The organism is Lactobacillus gallinarum DSM 10532 = JCM 2011 (genome assembly GCF_001434975.1).
Lineage (GTDB): Bacteria > Bacillota > Bacilli > Lactobacillales > Lactobacillaceae > Lactobacillus > Lactobacillus gallinarum.
Genome location: NZ_AZEL01000071.1, coordinates 1 through 17059, shown reverse-complemented (window position 1 = coordinate 17059; position 17059 = coordinate 1). Strand labels below are relative to the sequence as shown.

Genomic DNA, 17059 nt, shown 5'->3' with positions numbered 1-17059 from the left:
CATAAGAAACCTGAAAGACATCGAGCCGGACCTGCTGGTCTTCTATAATTATCCTAGGCAGATCAGAGCTTCAATTTACTCTACCAACATGATTGAATCTTTTAACAACGTCATTAAGCGCAAGGCTAAGCCTAAAGCAGAGTTTCAGACTGAACAGTCGCTTGATACTTTTATTGACATCCAAGCAATGAGTTACAATGACCGCTACTTCAACCGAATTCACAAAGGCTTTGGTCAGGTTCAGGACACCTTATAATCTTACTTTGACTAAATAAAGAATAAAAAATCAATTTACGAGAAAGACCTATTTACACAAAAGATTTGACAGTTTCGATCTGAAGGATAAGATTAAAGATAAAGAATAATTTGTTAGTTTTAAAGCACTTAGTTTTTAATATTAAGTGCTTTTTTCTTGATGGTCGTCAATTTCTGCTAACAACATTTCTCCTAAACTAAAACATGAAAAGCAAAGGAGGAATATAAATGGTAAAAATTCAACAATTTTTTGTTAAACATCAAAAAATAATTTTGTCACTTAATACTGTGCTGATTTTGCTTGCGGAAGCAGCTAAATGGTTATTCCATATCAATGCTGCTTATCAAGTTCTGATGCTAGTAGTAGGAGTTATTGGTTTAATTCCAATATTGTTAACAGCTATTTCATCATTGAAAGTAAAATTAGTTTCCATTGATGTTTTGGTATCATTGGCGGTAGTTGGCGCTATTATTATTGGCGAATTTAATGAAGCAGCAATTGTTACCTGGCTTTTTGCATTGGGTGATGTTCTGGAAGAACTTACTCTTAAAAAGACGCGTAAAGCTGTATCTGATTTAACTAAAATGGCGCCACGAACCGCGTTAGTCTTGCAAGATGACGGGACAACGGAAGAAGAGGATGTAGATTTTATTGATCCTGGTGAAAAGATTTTGATTAAAACCGGAGATCAAGTCCCAGTTGATGGAAAAATTGTCTCGGGGTCAGGTTATCTAAATGAAGCTAATGTTAATGGTGAGTCGAAACCAGCCGATAAAAAACAAGGTGATCAAGTCTATGCCGGTACAATTCTAGAAGATGGTACCTTGACAGTAGAGACTACGGCAGCCGGAGATGATACTACCTTTGGCAAGATTATCGAAATGGTAGAGGAAGCTCAGGATTCCAAATCTCATACTGAGAAGTTGATCAATCGTTTTTCTAAATACTACACTCCTGCGGTATTAGTGATTGCGATTATTGTAGGCTTAATTACAAGAGACTTCAAATTGGCAATTACAGTAATGGTTCTAGGTTGTCCAGGTGCTTTGGTTATTGGAGTTCCCGTTTCAACTGTTGCCGGTATTGGTAACGGAGCTAAAAATGGCGTGATGTTTAAGGGCTCTCAAGTAATGGATGCAGCTCGTAAAATCGATGAAATCGCCTTTGATAAAACTGGTACTTTAACAGTTGGTCACCCAGAGGTAAATAAAATTGAAGTTCTGAGTGGTAATAAGGACGAAGTTGTTAACCTAGCTGCTAACATTGAGTCTCAAAGCAATCACCCGTTAGCTAAAGCAATGGCTAAGCTTAGTGGGCAAAAGATTGATCAAATCGAGACTAAGACAGTTAAGGGCAAAGGTATGATAGCTGACTTAGATCGAGAACGGTATTATTTAGGTAATTTAGCCTTAATTGAAGAAAATACTTTTGCTAATCCCAAATTAACTCAAGTAGTTAATAAACTAAGTAACTTAGGAAACTCTGTTGTAGTCTTGGCTAATAGTGATCAAAGTAAATTGGCTATTTTTGGCATTAAAGATCGTCTTCGCCCAGAAGCAGAAATCGCATTGATGCAATTAAAGCAACTAGGCATCAAGAAGTTAGTTATGCTTTCAGGTGATAATCAAGAAACAGCTCAACAAATTGCGGCTGATTTGCCAATTGATGAAGTTCATGGACAAATGCTTCCAGCTGATAAGGCACAATTTGTTAAGCAGGAACAAGAAAATGGTCATCACGTTGCCTTTATCGGTGATGGGGTTAATGACAGTCCTGCATTGGCTAATGCCGATGTGGCTATTGCAATCGGTAGCGGTACAGATGTTGCAGTCGATGTTTCAGATATTGTCTTAGTCAAAAATGACTTGCGTAAAATTGCCGATGCTTTATCAATTTCTAAGCGGACCGTTTTAAATATGAATGAAAATATTGTAATTGCATTGTTAACCGTGTTGTTACTATTCATTGGCTTATTTGCAGGTTATGTCGAAATGGCTAGCGGTATGTTTATTCATGAATTTAGCATCTTAGTCGTAATTTTAAATGGTATGCGCTTAATTAGAAATCATCGAAAAGTTGATAACCATCAATTTTCTGATAAGGAAAAAGATTTAGCATAAAACATGTAAGAGATAAGAAAGGAAGGTTTTTATGCAAAAAGTAATGATGAAGTTAGGTGGCATGACTTGCCCATCTTGCTTAACCAAGATTGAAAAAGCTGTTGAAGATGTCGATGGTACAGATCAAATTAAGGTATTATTTAATGCCGGTAAGTTAAAGTTCATGATGAATGCTGATAAGGCTGACGTTGATGATGTTAAAACAGCAATCGAAAAGATGGGCTATGAAGTTAAGGATGTAAAGGCAAAGGAGTTAAACTAATGAAGGCTGAAGAAGCATATAAGGCAGAGTTAAAGCAAAGTGACATTGATCATCATACGCCTACAGCTGGTGCAATGGTTGGTCACATTATTGCTAATTTACTAATTCATACTTTAAAAATTAATCAAGCTAAGTTCTTCGCTAAGGGTCAAGCTAGTTTGTTTTTAGAGCAGCATGCTGATGAGTGGATCAGATATGAACAGAATGAGTTTAACCGGCTAAATCAGATTTTAGTTAATAATGGCGAAAGCATACCTACTATTACTGATCAATTTAAAGAATATACTATGCTTGAGGAAGACGGAGCAAGCAAGTACAAAGATGGCCAAGACCAACTTTTTGCTTTAGTAAAAGACTTTGATACACAAATCTTATTTATTACTAAGGCAATTGCCTTAGCTCAAAAAGAAGCTTGGCCAGAATTGAGTGCCAATTTAATTGAACTTCTAACATGGATTAAGGAACAAATTCGTCAATCACAAAACTTCTTGGGCCATGAATTACGTGAAGGATTATATACTGAAGAAGATGATGATGACGATGATTTTTAAGTAAAGGAAGTTTTTTGAATGGCAGAGTTGTGTGTACACTTAGTTCCATTATTTAATGCATTACCGACAAATGATCAAATGCAAATAGAAGAGCTAGTTCACCATCAGAATTATCAAAAAAGTGAATTAGTAATGGATCCTACATCAAGTAATAATTTAGTAATTGTTGCTCATGGTGGTGCTCGCCTTTATACTTTAGACGAAAATGGCCGCGAGAATGTTACCCAGATTTTAAAAACGGGTGATTATGCTGGTGAAAACTGGTTATTTGGTGAAGCAAATATCAATACTTATGTTGAAGCTACAGAAAATAGTGAGATTTGTTTGCTTAATCGAAATGAATTTTTAGCGCTAATGAAAAAGAAACCAGAATTAAGTATTCAACTCTTAGAGCAAAATATTATTAAAGTACGTGCTATGCATAGGCAAATTCAATTACTTAGTTTGCCTAAGGTGGAAGATAGACTATTGAGTTATTTGCAGACTTATGCAAAACAAGTGAATAAGAACTCATTTACTTTGCCACTAAAAATGAAAGATTTAGCCTTGTATTTAGGTACTACTCCCGAAACTTTATCGCGTAAATTCGTACTCTTAGAAAAGCAAGGAACCTTAAAACGAAAACTACGTCACATTGATTTATTCTAATTATTATTAAAGATCTACGAGCCAATGGTTCGTGGATTTTTTCATTAAGAATTATTGCATGGTAGTTTTTTAATTAGCGAAAAATCAACTCCTTTGATAAAATTTTATTTAGAACAGGGAGACACTATGTCACTAATTTATATTCGTCAAGCTGCCAAAAATGACCTTGAACAAATTATGCCGATCATTGATGAAGCAAAAAAGCTTTTAAAAGAAGAGGGGGAACCCGCAATGGCAGAGTGATTATCTCAATGTTGAAACAATTACAGCCGACATTGAAGAAGGCGTAGCCTGGGTCTTAATCGTTGATCAGAAAATTGCTGGCTACACTGCAATTACTTATGGACCTGATCCAAATTATAAAAAGTTTGATGGCAAATGGGAGAATGATCTTGATCCTTATGTGGCCATTCACCGTGTAGCGATTTCTGATGAGTATCGCGGGATGCATATTTATGACGATTCAGTGAATGTCTTAACCAGCTTTTCAGTTTTCCCAGCACAAATTGAAAAGTTGGCTGATTTTGCGGCTGTCTCACCAGCACAACCTAATCCAAGCCGCAATTAATGCCGCAATTGAGGTCATCTTACCAATTCTGCCGCTTTCAAAGTTTTCGGCGATTAAGGCAATGCCTACGCCATATTCACCGCCGGCACCAATACCAGCGAGAAAGCGTAAGGCGTAGATCTCATAGATGTTGTTGGCAAAAGCCATTAAACCGGTAGCTAGGGCGAAGATTAAAACCGTGTGTGAGAAAGTTTTAAACCGGCCAATCTTGTCACCTAGGATGTCGAAGCAGATACCGCCGACTAGCATCCCTAAGTTAGTGATTGAGGAGATCAACCCGGCGGCTCCACCAGAGAGGTGCAAATCCGCAATCATTGAACTCATTGCAAACGATAAAAAAAGCACATCCATGTTTTCAAGCGCAAAACCTGATGAAGTAGAGGCGATGACCCACTTCTGGTTTTTACTTAGTCCATGACTGTGCTGCGTAATATATTTCATATTTAATTTTCTGTCATCCAATTATTTCTTCGTCTGTATATGATACGCTTTTTGAATAAAGAAACAAGGGTTGCTATGAAAAAAAGATCATCCTCTCGTGCTGAAAAAAAGATCATCCTCTCGTGCTGAAAGAATGATCTAAAAACTTTGTTTTAAATCTAATATACTAACAATCCGACGCCTAAAGCGACTAGACACAAGACAAATTCGATTACCAGTAATTTCCAACACCACTTGAACCATTTGTTAAAGTCGATGTTAACCATCATCAAACTCATCAAGATTAATCCGGTTGGGGCAACCAAGGAAATAAAGCCAAGGCCCCAGTTATAAGCATCAATTACACTAGCACGGTCGATTCCAACCACATTGGCAAGTGGTGCCATGATTGGCATGGAAAGTACGGCCAAACCAGATGATGATTGAATGAAGAATCCCAGAATGATGTAGACGATGAACAGGAACCAAATGAAGATTAATGGACTCATGCCAGAAATCTGTTGGCTGAAGAAGTGCATGATGGTGTCACTGGTGTGACTGTCGTCCATAACAATGGAAACGGCTCTCGCCAACCCGATTGTCAAAGCAACACCAAGCAAATCGCTAGCACCATCAACGAAGGCTTGCACAACTTTGTGCTCGGAAAGTCCTGAGAAGATAGCCATCAAGTAGCCGGCAGTTAAGAAGACTACCGAAATTTCGGTGAAGTACCATCCTTTTTGTTGTACACCCCAGATCATGACGATAAAGGCAATGCCGAAGATGATCAATGATAATTTTTGTTGCCAAGTAAAGTTGGCTGGTTTGTTAAAGTCGGCATCGTTTAAGTACTTTTCACGATCTTCTTCGTATTGGTCGTAAACAACAGATTTAGTAGGATCTTTACGTACCTTTTCAGCGTAGCGAATGACATAGATCATACCAACTACCGTACAGATGACCCACATGGTAATTCTGAGTGGTAAAGCTCTGGCGAAGTTAACACCAGCAGTGTTAGAAGCGATGATCGTTGAGAATGGGTTAATGGTTGAAATCATGGTCCCAATACTCGTTCCCAGGAAGATCGTTCCTAGAACTGTCATCGTATCATACCCGGCTAGCAGGAAGACTGGAATTAGGATTGGGTACATGGCCATCGTTTCTTCGGCAAGACCAAAGGTTGTACCACCAAGAGAAATTAGCCCCATCACAAGGACGATTAACAGAACTTGCTTACCTTTGATTTTCTTAGATAAAGCCTGCATCCCCGAGTTGATCGCGCCGTTTGCGTGAACGACACCAATACATCCACCTAGGATCAAAACGAAGGCGATGATGTCGACACTTTGAGCGATACCTTGTACCTGTGAGGTGAAGAACTGATTGATCGCCTGCCACAGGTTAGGCTTCTTTAAATTGATTCTCTCGTAAGAATTTGGAATAGCAACTGGCTTGTAGATTGTGCCATCCTTAAATTTCTTGACTGCAATGTTGACCTTGTGCTTCTTTAAAGTGGCCTGAGTAGCAGGTTCTTTGTACCTTTTGCCACTTGGTCTGGTAACTACGAAATCTTTATTGCTGGTATCATAAGCAATCGTCGCATAGTTACCGGCAGGAATAACAAAAGTCAATAGTTGAACAAGCAAAAGTACAATTATGATGACGGTATAGGCCGTCGGAAATTGGTGCTTTTTCTTCTTTTTAGTAGCCATAATAAAACCTCCTTACTTGTATAACTATTGATTTATAGTTTTATTATACAGTTAAGGAGGTATCTTTTGATAGCGATTTCATATAAATATAATAAAAAAGCCGAGCTTGACTCGACCTTCTTGTTATTCAGCGTGTTTACCGCGATTTCTGTGCCAGAACTTGCGTGTAATATAGATTGCGGCAATTACCATAATCACCAATGGAGTAACCACGAATTTCAAGATGTTACTGTTACGTTCAGCTTGTACATTAGCATGATTTTTGGCAGTAGCAGGTTTGTTCTTCTTACTTGTTGCCTTTTTCTTATTAGGCTTACTGCTGGTAGCTGCCTTACTTGGACTAGCATTTTGCTTTTTGTTTAAATTAGAAGTAGCAGAATTTGGCATCTTGTGTTGGTGACGCCATTTGTCTGTTTTCTTGATTGCTGAATGGCTGTTGTGATTATCCTTTGTTACATTCTGTGAATGTTGTTGATTATGGGTAGTGGTTGTGCTACTACTATCCTTCTTATTTGGCAAATAGTAGGCACAATCGATGTAGGTGACACCACTTGGATTGTTAGGATCAACTTCAAGGGCACGTCCACCATAAGGGGGATTGCCAGCTATCTCAAAGTCACCAATTCTCTCTGGTAATTGCCCCATGTTAAAGAATTGCCGCTCAGGGACACCGTTAACCACTTTTACCGTATCGGCATACATGACTTGTAAGGTTTGACCAGTATATTGATTTATGCAACGCCAATATAATGATTGGTAGGTTACATTTTGTTTATTTGTTTCAGATGTTTGTGGTTGATTAGTTTGATCATTTTCATCAGCTAAAACTGGAGTAGTCGTTAAAAGCAGGGCAGCTGGTAACGCTGCACACAGTTTGATGAGGAATTTTCTTTTGTTTAACATTTTTCTCACCTCTAAATAATAACGCTTACTTTCTACTTAAATTTTAGCGATAACTTTCGATGAATACAAGTTAAGAATAAGCAAGATTATAGTAAAATAACTGATGAAAGCGATTTTACAAAGGAGAGATAAATTATGAGTTTGACTGTAAATCTTTATTACAATGGCAAAAATGGTGATGCCAGAAAGTTCGCACAAGAAATGGAAGACAAGGGTATTGCAGGTCGTATTCGTGCCGAAGAAGGCAATGAAAAATATGATTACTTTATCCCAATGGACGATCCTGAGACGGTTTTATTAATCGATAGTTGGCGTGATCAAAAGGCGCTTGAGGCTCACCATGCTTCACCTATGATGAAGGAATTGGCTGACTTGCGTGAAAAGTATGACTTGCATATGCGCGTTGAACGCTACATCTCAGATGACAGCGGCGTGCCTGCAAGTGATCAAAAGTTTATTCGGAAATAAAGATGATTAGAAAATATCAAAAGAGCGATTTAGATACGTTGATGCAGATTTGGCTTGAGGGTAACCTTGATGCACACGATTTTATTGATCCAAGTTATTGGCATGATAACTATGAATTGGTGAAAAAAGAGTTGCCGAATGCTCAGCTGTATGTAGATGAAGAAGAGGGCGAGATAGCTGGTTTTGTAGGGATGCAAGGCGACTATATTGCCGGTATCTTTGTTAAAAGAGATCATCGGGGGCGCGGTATTGGCGGAAAGCTGATTGACTTTTTGAAGCTAAAGCATGATAAATTGCAGCTGTCGGTGTATGAAAAGAATGGGGCGGCTATTAGTTTTTATCAAAAACGTGGTTTTAAGTTAGTGAAAAAAGAGATTGATCAAGAGGCTGGTGCAGCCGACTGTTTAATGGAGTGGGATGCATAAAAGTTATGCCTAGGAATTTATAATAAGTATTTTTTCATAATGGACTAGCGGTATTAAGCTTAAAGTAATGAAAGTCAGGAAAAGCATGGTGTTGAGATGTCAGAAATTGCTTTAGCTTGGGAATGGGCTAAGGGTATCACTGCTCTAATCGTTGGTTCAACGAAGATCAAACACCTTGAATCAGCTGTGAATTCGATGGACGTAGAGCTCACACTAGATGAAGTAAACTATTTTGATGAATTGTATGTGCCACACCCAATTATCGGTGCAATTAATCAAAATCCACCTGAGGGCACAGTGGCTTTAGATAGGAAATGGAGTAAAGAAACTATTAAGTGTAAAATCTTAATAGTTTTTATTTACTCCCGCTAAAACACGAACAATAATATATAAAAAATATGATTAATTAATAAATTGACCAACAATTTTAGCAAAATACTATAAAATTAAAAAAATATATGTTAAAATCTTACCGTTAACTAATTTGAGAGGGAAATAATCAACATGAATAGCGACATCGAAAAAGTATTATTTGATCAAGATCAACTTAACAAGCGCATGGATGAAATGGCAGCTCGCCTTAACAAGAAATATGAAGGGCAAGAACCAATCGTCATTCCAGTTTTGAATGGCGCAATGATCTTTGCCAGTGATATGATCAAAAGATTAACTTTCGAGTTAACAATTGAGCCAATTAGGGCCTCCAGTTATGAAGGTACCAGCTCTACTGGTAAGGTTAAGATTACCCAAGACGTGAAGTCAGACGTTAAGAACCGCCCAGTAATCTTCATGGAAGATATCATTGACACAGGTAGAACTTTAAAGGCACTTAGCGACTTGATGAAGGAACGCGGTGCCAAGAGTGTTGAAGTTATTTCTATGTTAGATAAACCTGAGACACGTGTAGTTGACTTCTACCCAGATGATTATGGCTTCAAGGCCCCTAATGAATTCTTAGTAGGTTACGGCTTGGACTACAATGGTCTTTACCGCAACTTGCCATATGTTGGTATTCTTAAGCAAAGAGTTTACGCTTAGATTTAATATAGATAATGTAAAAAAGACATAGCTTATCTCATTTAAATAGGTTATGTCTTTTTTAATATTCATAAATACAATTGATAAGATTTTGCTTATTTAAAGTTACAGAAAAAACGTATAGTATTTGATTTTCACTTGTCACTGCTAATCGATATCTTATTTTATAAAAAGGGAACCTAATCGGCAATGCTGATCAAGTAATGAATCGTTTAGCTAAAAACAGTGAAAATGCTAGCGTCATTATTGCAACTGCTCCTAAGAAAGGCTTTATTGAAGCTAGCGTAAAGATGCAGCCAAGGAGTTTATCTATCTCTCATTTAACCCAGACACTTTGGTACGTGATCTTAAGCTCTTTAAGCAAAATGGTTATGAAACTAAGGCAATCACACCGATTGATGTTGCACCTCAAACGCCAGATATGATGTGCATTTGCAGACTAGATAAGGAAAATTAATTTAAAATAAGAAGCCTAACATAATTAGGTAAAATGTTATAATGATTGTGTTGGAGTTTATTTATAAGAAAAGAGATAAAAGCAAATGAACACAATTGCATTTAACCAACAATTATCAGACAAATTGAATGAAGCTCTAAATCCTGGTTTGTACTCAACACCAGGTAAAGGTGAAATTACTGTAATCGCAAATGAAAAGAAAGATTTGCGTGAATACCGCATCATCACCAAAGACAACAAGGTTGTTGGTTTAGTTGATGCTTATGACTCTGAGCACGATACCGACTACCAAAAGTTAGTCGACTTCCTCAAGGACTACCGTTAATTAAGAATACAATTAAGACCCAGAGCCATATCAGCTCTGGGCTTTTTTTATTCGCTTGGCTTAATAATTTTCTAATAAACAAATAAAACAAACATAATAGAGGTAGATATAATGAAAACACAACTAAGATTTAAAGAGGGCCAAGATTATCCTGAACAACAAAATGGTTCGCCAAAGGCATTCTTCCATGACCCAAAATATAGGGATATGAGTGTCAATGCTCGTTATCTTTACATGATTTTTACTCTACGGATGACAGAGTCACAAAATAAGGGTTGGATAGATGACGACGGCAACATGTACATCATTTATTCAGATGAAGATTTGATGAAAGAAATGCACTGCAAATCTTGTACAGTAGATAAATTGAAAAACGAACTAGTTGAATTTGACTTGCTATCAATGGAGAGACATTCCAACCATTTGTATCCCTTACATGTAAGCAATTCATATAGTCATTAGGGTGAAAAAGGTACATAAAATTGTGCCTTTTTTGTTATTAAATTTTTCAAAATTAGGCCGTAAAATTTAGATCATAATCAAAAGTCAATATATAATTAAGATAGAGTAAAAGTATAATATTAAAGTAATTGCATTAATAGGTGAAAATAATAAATGAAGAAAACTTTATTTGGTTTAATTTATATGTCTTCCTATAAGATTCAACTTAACATAGTAGATCTAAAGGATCTAACTGTCATTGAACAACTGGATTCGCCTTCGTTTTTACAAGCTGATAGTAAAAGCCAGGTTTTTGAACAAGATATGGACAAAATCTGTGATGCAATTGAAGGCTTTAAAGAGAAGTTAGCAGAATATCAGATTAAGGATTTCAAGTTTTACGGCAATGAACAATTAATTGATGAAATGTCTGCCAGTTTTATTGCAGATCAGATCAAGGTTAGAACTGGTTGGAAGATCGAATGGCTTAATGGTGGCCAAATCGTCTACGCCAAGGTCTTAAGCGGGATGAAGAGTCAAGCAGAAGTAAATGACGATGGCAAGGACCACGCCACTTATTTGCTTAGTCTTGGTTCTGCAATGATCAACCTTTCTTTGTTTAAAAACAATAAGTTCGAATCAAGCTGGAGCCTGGCTTTAGGTCCACGAGAGATCCAAGAGATCAATGAAATCACTAATGAAACGCCTAATGATCCGATCTATGTTATCAATGATTACTTAGGTGCGAAGATCGGACACTTGGCTCGTCAGATCAAGAATAATTCGCGTGCCGCTGTAATTATCCAACACGCTGATGCCTTGAATAATACTTATTTGAAGAAAGAAAACTCAGCTAACCAAATTACGCACGAGGAATTTCAATACTTCTATGATCAACTGATCCAAATGTCGCTTAACGATATCATGCAAAACTATGACTTGGAACCAGCTGTAGCTGAACACGTTATTCCTAATGCCATTTCAATCAAGCAATTCCTTTCTCTCTTAAATATTGGCACGATTTACATTACAGACATGTCTGTTGTCACCGGCCTTTTGATGCTAGAGAAGAGAGGCAAAGATACTGATATCATGATGACTTCAGCTCAAAATATGGCTCGACGCTATTTGGTTGATTTACACCATGCTAACGCAGTACGCAAGTTTGCTTTGCACATTTTTGATCGTTTACGTAAAGTACACCTTTTGCCTAAATCAGCTAGAGAATTGTTAGGTTGGGCAGCAACCGTTGATGATATCGGCAGCTTTGTTAATCAAGCTCGCCGCTATGAGCAATCAGCCGATTTTATCGAAGCTAATGAACTGATTGGCATGTCAGATCGTGAAAATGAAATCGTCAGTGAGATTTGTCGTTATCAGACTATCGATGATGGAGATGATTCTGCGCCAAACATTGGTGGACACCACTACCGTCACTTGGATCCAGATGTTCAATTAACAGTGGCCAAGCTTTCTGCCATTTTGCGGATTGCGACAGCATTAGATGCATCCCACAAACAAAAGATCAAGCAAATCGTTATTTCACTGAAGAAAAACAATGAATTAGTGATTAGAGCGAAAACTAACGCAGATATTACGCTGGAGCGTTGGTCATTTAACAAACGCGTTAAGTTATTCGAGGATGTATTTGGCATTAAAGTTGTTTTAAAACAAGAGGGTATGAATAGACAATGAGTATTACATTTTTAGGAAACGAAAAAGAAGAAACAAAACCGTTTTTAAAACCGGAATATTTTAAAAACCGTGAATTAAGCTGGATGGACTTTAACGACCGAGTGTTGGAAGAGGCCCGCAATAAAGATAATCCATTGCTTGAAAGAATCAATTTCTTGGGCATCACGCAAAGTAATGTGGACGAATTCTTCATGGTTCGTGTTGCTTCTTTGCACAAGTTGATTGCGGCAAGCATTAAGACAACTGACTCTTCAGGCCAGACTCCTGAAAAGCAGCTTGATGCCATCAACCAAAAAGAACACAGAGCAGTAGAAAAGAGATACTCAACTTATTGGCGTTCACTTTTACCATTGCTTGAAAAGAAGAATATTTTCATTAAAGAAGTCAAAGATCTGAACGCTCAGCAATATGAGTTCGTTAGACGTTACTTCAGTGATGAACTATATCCAATCATTACACCAATGGCCGATGACACCAACCGTCCATTCCCATTTATTGCCAATGATTCATTGAACATCGCTGTTCGCTTGAAGGACAAGGAAGATGGTAAGCATTATTACGCCACCCTTAGAGTTCCTAATAACTTTAAGCGTCTGGTTAAATTACCTAAGGCTGACAATAGTTTTGTTTTGCTTGAAGACATCATCAAAGAATTCGTTAGCAGCTTTTTCGACGGCTACGAAGTAAAGGAAGCCGCTACTTTCCGAGTTACTCGTGACATGGACTTGGACGTGGCTGAACGTGATACTTCAGACTTTTTGCGCAGTGTACAAAAGCAATTGAAAGACCGTGAACATGGTAAAGTTGTTCGCCTTGAAATTAAAAAATCAATGGGTGAAAAGTTGCGTTCGCGCTTGTTTGATAAATTAAAGGTTAAGAAGAATGAAATCTATGAGATTTCTGGTCCAATTGATTTAACCTTCCTTAAGAAACTTGCTGATGCAGTTAAGGGTCATGAAAAAATGCGTTATGCGCCAATCAAGGGTTATGTTGATCCAGATTTAGCTCTTTCAAGCGATATTTTTGCCAATATTAGACAAAGAGATTACTTGGTTCAACACCCATATGATTCATTTGACACAGTTTTAAACTTTATTTGTAAGGCTGCCCATGATGACAAGGTCTTAGCCATTAAGATGACCCTTTATCGTGTTTCAGGTAATTCACCAATCATTAAATACTTGGGTCAAGCTGCACAAGCTGGCAAACAAGTAACAGTTTTGGTCGAAGTTAAAGCTCGTTTTGATGAAGAGAACAACGTTCACTGGGCTAAGACTTTGGAACAAATGGGCTGTCATGTTATCTATGGTTTGAAAGGACTTAAGACGCACACCAAGGTTACTTTGGTTATTCGCCGTGATGAAGATGGTATTCGCAGATACATTCATTTGGGTACCGGTAACTACAATGACGTAACTGCTCACTTCTACACTGATATGGGCTTATTCACTTCACGCCGCGACCTTGGTGTCGATGCCACTAACTTATTTAACATGCTATCTGGTTATTCTCGTCCACCATACTTCAGACAATTAAGAATTTCACCAAAGCATATCCGTGAGTTCATTAATCAAAAGATTGATAATGAAATCGAAATCGCCAAAACTGGCCGTAAAGCCGAAATTCACATGAAGATGAATTCACTCTCTGATCCTGAAATCATTGGTAAACTTTACGAAGCTTCTCACGCTGGCGTAAAAATTCACTTAATTGTGCGCGGAATTTGTTGCTTAAGAACCGATATTCCTGGAATTAGTGATAATATTGAAGTACATTCGATTGTCGGAAGATTACTCGAACACAGTCGAATCTATTACTTCTATAATAATGGTAATCAAGATGTCTACCTTTCAAGTGCGGACATGATGAAGCGTAACTTGAACAGAAGAGTTGAAACCTTATTCCCAATCTTGCAGCCAGATTTGAAGGAACGTGTACTTCATATCTACGATATTATGTGGAATGACAACGTTAAGACACGTGTACTTCATAATGATATATATTCAATGGTTGATCGTCGTGGTAAGAAGGCCCTTAACTCTCAAGAGTACTTTATTCATCAAGTCCAAGAAAAAGAACGCGAATTAAAGCAAAAAGAAGATGAAGATAGAGATCCTGATGTCTTTGAAGTAATGCGTAAAGAAGACAATGATTTAACCCTTGAGGAAAAGAAGGATACGGATGAGTAAGGATTTTTTACGCAAAAGATTCAATATTGATAAGCTGCGATTAAAAGCTAGCAAAGATGAATTGATTGAGGCCGGTAAGAAGCAGGCTAAAAAGGTGCCAGTTAATGAACTAGGTGCTTTTAAACCGGTTGAACGGGATGCCGTTGAGATGATCAAGACACAGGAAGATACAATGATTCCTGAGCTATTGCCTTTGCGGCATCAGCGCATGATTGCTAATGCCTTTAGCTTCTTGCGTGGTACTGCTGGTGTCATGGAATATGACTTGTTGCACAGCACGCAAAGCAAAATCTGGGTGATGATTTGTGGAGATGCCCACTTAAACAACTTCGGCTTTTTCGCTTCACCTGAAAGACAGTTGCTTTTCGGACTTAATGACTTTGATGAAACCAGAGTTGGCAATTGGGAGAGCGATTTGAAGCGTCTGATGGTCAGTGCCCAATTAATCGGTGAGATCAACGGCTATAATCCAGATAATCTTTATAAGATATTGAAGAATACTGCCAAGGCTTATGAAGACGGAATTAATGATGCGGCTGGTCAAAAGCTGCTCGACCGTTTTTACGCCTCATACAGCATCAATGATTTCTTTAATACAGCCAGTGATGATAAGCAATTAGTCAAGATTTTGAAGAAAATTGCGGATAAGGCACCAAAGAATAATTCGGATAAGGTAGTTAAAAAATTTACGACTGAAGAAAATGGCAAGCTGGTCTTTAAAGAAAATCCACCACGTGCTAGACGGATTTCTGATCAAACTTATCAGGAATTAGTTAGTGCGATGGAAGAGTACCAAAAGAAGCTTTCACCTGATGTAAAGGTGCTGCTGAGCAGTTTTAAACTGACTGACATTATTCGTTACAGCGTAGGTGTTGGTAGCTTTGGTACACGCTGCTATCTGGTTTTACTGACAGGTAGAGACGGTAGTCACTTGGTTTTGCAAATCAAAGAAGCAATGCCATCTAAGTATGATTTGTCTAATTTGTCTGTGGCAGAAGCTAAACAGCAAGGTTATGAAGAAGGGCGCCGTGTAATCACCGGTCAAAGCATCTTGCAAACCTTCTATGATCCATTCTTGGGTTATACTGAAGCAGGAGGCCGCAGCTATTATGTGCGTCAATTCAGAGATATGAAGGACTCAATTGATACCACTAAGCTGGATAAAGAAAGCTTTGAAGCTTATGCGACGCTTTGTGCCTTCATCTTGGCCCGAGCTCATTGTCAAAGTCCAACGGCAGCAATGATTTATGGCTACTTGCAAGAAAGTAGGCAATTTGATAAGTGTATGGCTGATTGGGCTGTCGCTTATAGTAAGCAAGTAGAACAAGATTACGAAGCTTTTACGAAGTATCTGCGCGGTGAATATGACAGTAGACTGAGGAGGAAGAGAAAATGACTAATACTAATTTAGTAGTAATTGACTTGGGTTCCAACTCGGTCAGAATGCAGATTTCACAAATAGACGATTATGGTGGCTATACAGTAATAGGTTACTTTAGAGAGTATGTCCGTTTGTCTGAAAATATGGGCAAAGAAATGACGCTTAAAGAAGAACCAATGAACAGAACGATTCAAGCTTTGAAAGACTTTAAAACCAGATATACGCAATATGATAATGTGGTCGTCAAAGCGGTAGCAACGGCTGCAGTTCGCGGAGCAAAGAACCAAGTGGAATTCTTAAAACGAGTAAAAGATGAAGTTGGACTGGACTTGCAGGTGATCTCAGGTAGTACCGAAGCATACTTGGACTACGTTGGCGTAGTTAATACCTTGCCAGTCAGAAACGGCATTATCATGGATTGTGGTGGTGCTTCAACGGAGCTGATTTGGGTTCAAAATGCTGCCTGCAAAGAACGGGTAAGTATTCCAATCGGTTCAGTCGTTTTGTCGCAAAACTATAACTTAGCTGATACCATTTCAGCTAGTGATTTGTATAGCGCAATGAATGCGGCAGGGCAGAAAATTTCAACGGTGCGCTGGCTAGGACAAGTGCATAATTTGCCATTAATTGCACTTGGCGGTAGCAACCGGACAATCGCGAAGATTCACCGACGAGAGGTTACTGATGAAGTTGATGAGCTGCCTGACATTCACGGGATGCACTTGCCACCACACTATATCTTTAACTTGATTAGTAAATTGATCGCCATGAATAAAGATGAACGGATGAAGATTCCTGGTTTAGCCAAGCACCGAGCAGACGTGATCGTCGGTGGTTTGATCCCGATTAGCTTAATATTGCGTAACTTGCAGGTTAGTGAAGTGATCTTTTCTAACTGCGGTTTGCGTGATGGTATTTTGTTTGAATACTTGCGTAAAAATAGAAAAGAATAATTGGCTCTTTGTCAAACACCCTAAAGTATAAAGGTAGATAGAAACATGACGATGTTTTGGCTCTATGATAAATCCTGTTGATAGATTTCTATGATATTCTATCAATGGGATTTTTTGGTAGAAAAAAGAGGCATAAGCCTCACTACATAAAATCCTTTGATACCACTCTTTAGAAATTAAGGTGTTTTGCTTATTAAATTTTCTCTGAATATTAAAGACCCACTGTTAGAATTCTTGGATATTTCAA

17 protein-coding genes and 2 pseudogenes are annotated in these 17059 nt (G+C 38.0%); 16 read left to right on the top strand and 3 right to left on the bottom strand.

The window, feature by feature from the left end:
- The 6 genes from FC37_RS10150 to FC37_RS10890 form a co-directional block, all read left to right on the top strand.
- A partial coding sequence (locus FC37_RS10150) for a transposase (RefSeq protein ID WP_201779648.1) occupies positions 1-256 on the top strand: 256 nt, incomplete at its 5' end.
- 227 nt (positions 257-483) lie between these two features.
- Complete coding sequence (locus FC37_RS08720) at positions 484-2376, top strand: heavy metal translocating P-type ATPase (protein ID WP_056945616.1); 1893 nt, start codon at positions 484-486, stop codon at positions 2374-2376.
- Between the two features lie 31 nt (positions 2377-2407).
- Complete coding sequence (locus FC37_RS08715; protein WP_014563600.1) at positions 2408-2638, top strand: heavy-metal-associated domain-containing protein; 231 nt, start codon at positions 2408-2410, stop codon at positions 2636-2638.
- Positions 2638-3189: a DNA-binding protein gene (locus tag FC37_RS08710; protein ID WP_025006173.1), complete on the top strand. Its 552-nt coding sequence runs from the start codon at positions 2638-2640 to the stop codon at positions 3187-3189. The genes FC37_RS08715 and FC37_RS08710 overlap by 1 nt, the downstream gene beginning before the upstream one ends.
- Before the next feature lie 18 nt (positions 3190-3207).
- Complete coding sequence (locus FC37_RS08705; RefSeq protein ID WP_025006172.1) at positions 3208-3837, top strand: Crp/Fnr family transcriptional regulator; 630 nt, start codon at positions 3208-3210, stop codon at positions 3835-3837.
- A 403-nt stretch (positions 3838-4240) separates the two neighbouring features.
- Positions 4241-4405 (top strand): hypothetical protein, encoded by a 165-nt coding sequence (locus FC37_RS10890; RefSeq protein WP_236697317.1) that lies wholly within the window; start codon positions 4241-4243, stop codon positions 4403-4405.
- On the opposite strand, the pseudogene FC37_RS08695 reads toward FC37_RS10890, so the two are convergent.
- From FC37_RS08695 to FC37_RS08685, 3 genes and pseudogenes are all read right to left on the bottom strand, one after another.
- A pseudogene (locus tag FC37_RS08695) lies at positions 4388-4846 on the bottom strand (MFS transporter); the annotation flags it as partial. The gene FC37_RS10890 and the pseudogene FC37_RS08695 sit on opposite strands and share 18 nt — an antisense overlap.
- A 158-nt stretch (positions 4847-5004) precedes the next feature.
- Positions 5005-6537, bottom strand: a complete 1533-nt coding sequence (locus FC37_RS08690; protein ID WP_025006171.1) for a YfcC family protein — start codon at positions 6535-6537, stop codon at positions 5005-5007.
- A gap of 123 nt (positions 6538-6660) precedes the next feature.
- Positions 6661-7440, bottom strand: coding sequence for a hypothetical protein (locus FC37_RS08685; protein WP_025006170.1), 780 nt, complete (start codon positions 7438-7440; stop codon positions 6661-6663).
- Positions 7441-7575: 135 nt separating this feature from the next.
- Between FC37_RS08685 and FC37_RS08680 the strand changes: the two genes are divergently transcribed.
- The 10 genes and pseudogenes from FC37_RS08680 to FC37_RS08625 all read left to right on the top strand — a co-directional run bounded on the left by FC37_RS08680 (position 7576) and on the right by FC37_RS08625 (position 16812).
- The gene (locus FC37_RS08680; protein WP_013437941.1) at positions 7576-7908 is read left to right on the top strand and encodes a putative quinol monooxygenase; all 333 of its coding nucleotides are present in this window, start codon (positions 7576-7578) and stop codon (positions 7906-7908) included.
- Between the two features lie 2 nt (positions 7909-7910).
- On the top strand, positions 7911-8333 hold the full coding sequence (locus tag FC37_RS08675; protein WP_056945615.1) for an N-acetyltransferase: 423 nt from the start codon (positions 7911-7913) through the stop codon (positions 8331-8333).
- An 81-nt stretch (positions 8334-8414) separates the two neighbouring features.
- A pseudogene (locus FC37_RS08670) lies at positions 8415-8705 on the top strand (aldo/keto reductase); the annotation flags it as partial.
- Between the two features lie 132 nt (positions 8706-8837).
- Positions 8838-9371: a hypoxanthine phosphoribosyltransferase gene (gene hpt, locus FC37_RS08665; RefSeq protein ID WP_025006168.1), complete on the top strand. Its 534-nt coding sequence runs from the start codon at positions 8838-8840 to the stop codon at positions 9369-9371.
- A 542-nt stretch (positions 9372-9913) separates the two neighbouring features.
- Complete coding sequence (locus FC37_RS08655) at positions 9914-10153, top strand: hypothetical protein (RefSeq protein ID WP_025006167.1); 240 nt, start codon at positions 9914-9916, stop codon at positions 10151-10153.
- A 111-nt stretch (positions 10154-10264) separates the two neighbouring features.
- Complete coding sequence (locus FC37_RS08650) at positions 10265-10615, top strand: replication initiator protein A (RefSeq protein WP_236697316.1); 351 nt, start codon at positions 10265-10267, stop codon at positions 10613-10615.
- A 153-nt stretch (positions 10616-10768) separates the two neighbouring features.
- A complete protein-coding gene (locus FC37_RS08640) occupies positions 10769-12289 on the top strand; it encodes a hypothetical protein (RefSeq protein WP_056945614.1) in 1521 nt (506 codons plus the stop codon).
- Positions 12286-14478 (top strand): RNA degradosome polyphosphate kinase, encoded by a 2193-nt coding sequence (locus tag FC37_RS08635; RefSeq protein ID WP_056945613.1) that lies wholly within the window; start codon positions 12286-12288, stop codon positions 14476-14478. Before FC37_RS08640 ends, FC37_RS08635 begins: the two co-directional genes overlap by 4 nt.
- Complete coding sequence (locus FC37_RS08630; protein WP_056945612.1) at positions 14471-15874, top strand: DUF2252 domain-containing protein; 1404 nt, start codon at positions 14471-14473, stop codon at positions 15872-15874. The genes FC37_RS08635 and FC37_RS08630 overlap by 8 nt, the downstream gene beginning before the upstream one ends.
- The gene (locus FC37_RS08625; RefSeq protein WP_025006165.1) at positions 15871-16812 is read left to right on the top strand and encodes a Ppx/GppA family phosphatase; all 942 of its coding nucleotides are present in this window, start codon (positions 15871-15873) and stop codon (positions 16810-16812) included. The genes FC37_RS08630 and FC37_RS08625 overlap by 4 nt, the downstream gene beginning before the upstream one ends.
- Positions 16813-17059 lie beyond the last annotated feature (247 nt).

Bases quoted from the DNA above. Each gene is read 5' to 3' on its own strand.
- FC37_RS08720 (WP_056945616.1), top strand. From the start codon at position 484: ATGGTAAAAATTCAACAATTTTTTGTTAAACATCAAAAAATAATTTTG.
- FC37_RS08715 (WP_014563600.1), top strand. From the start codon at position 2,408: ATGCAAAAAGTAATGATGAAGTTAGGTGGCATGACTTGCCCATCTTGC.
- FC37_RS08710 (WP_025006173.1), top strand. From the start codon at position 2,638: ATGAAGGCTGAAGAAGCATATAAGGCAGAGTTAAAGCAAAGTGACATT.
- FC37_RS08705 (WP_025006172.1), top strand. From the start codon at position 3,208: ATGGCAGAGTTGTGTGTACACTTAGTTCCATTATTTAATGCATTACCG.
- FC37_RS08690 (WP_025006171.1), bottom strand. From the start codon at position 6,537: ATGGCTACTAAAAAGAAGAAAAAGCACCAATTTCCGACGGCCTATACC.
- FC37_RS08685 (WP_025006170.1), bottom strand. From the start codon at position 7,440: ATGTTAAACAAAAGAAAATTCCTCATCAAACTGTGTGCAGCGTTACCA.
- FC37_RS08680 (WP_013437941.1), top strand. From the start codon at position 7,576: ATGAGTTTGACTGTAAATCTTTATTACAATGGCAAAAATGGTGATGCC.
- FC37_RS08675 (WP_056945615.1), top strand. From the start codon at position 7,911: ATGATTAGAAAATATCAAAAGAGCGATTTAGATACGTTGATGCAGATT.
- hpt (WP_025006168.1), top strand. From the start codon at position 8,838: ATGAATAGCGACATCGAAAAAGTATTATTTGATCAAGATCAACTTAAC.
- FC37_RS08655 (WP_025006167.1), top strand. From the start codon at position 9,914: ATGAACACAATTGCATTTAACCAACAATTATCAGACAAATTGAATGAA.
- FC37_RS08650 (WP_236697316.1), top strand. From the start codon at position 10,265: ATGAAAACACAACTAAGATTTAAAGAGGGCCAAGATTATCCTGAACAA.
- FC37_RS08640 (WP_056945614.1), top strand. From the start codon at position 10,769: ATGAAGAAAACTTTATTTGGTTTAATTTATATGTCTTCCTATAAGATT.
- FC37_RS08635 (WP_056945613.1), top strand. From the start codon at position 12,286: ATGAGTATTACATTTTTAGGAAACGAAAAAGAAGAAACAAAACCGTTT.
- FC37_RS08630 (WP_056945612.1), top strand. From the start codon at position 14,471: ATGAGTAAGGATTTTTTACGCAAAAGATTCAATATTGATAAGCTGCGA.
- FC37_RS08625 (WP_025006165.1), top strand. From the start codon at position 15,871: ATGACTAATACTAATTTAGTAGTAATTGACTTGGGTTCCAACTCGGTC.